The sequence below is a fragment of the Mesorhizobium sp. M2E.F.Ca.ET.209.01.1.1 genome (assembly GCF_004010375.2).
Taxonomy (GTDB): domain Bacteria; phylum Pseudomonadota; class Alphaproteobacteria; order Rhizobiales; family Rhizobiaceae; genus Mesorhizobium.
On sequence record NZ_SADP02001040.1, the window covers coordinates 1 to 299 of the forward strand.

The following is a 299-nucleotide window of genomic DNA, read 5'->3' on the forward strand; positions in this document are numbered from 1 at the left end:
CACACTTCCTTGCCGCATGAATACTCCGACGCCAAGCTGCAGAGCTGGAGCCGTCGCCGGCAGGGAAAGAGGGGCATGTCGCTCGACTACACTTCACTTCTGCTCGCTGTCGGTTTCTCCGCCGCTTGCCTCAGCCTGACGCTGTTCGGCATGTGGCTGACCGCCCGCTCGGAAAAGTTCCTGCTGACATGGGCGATCAGCCTGGTGTTCGTGGTTGGCGATATTTTCATCTATGACGCCTATATCGACATGCCCGGGCGCCTGCTCGGCATCGCCACCTCGGCGTTCCTGCTGATCGG

At 60.9% G+C, this 299-nt stretch carries 1 pseudogene; it reads left to right on the forward strand.

Going from position 1 to position 299, the window contains the following annotated elements:
* Positions 1-75: 75 nt before the first annotated feature.
* A pseudogene (locus EN852_RS39035) lies at positions 76-299 on the forward strand (GGDEF domain-containing protein); the annotation flags it as partial.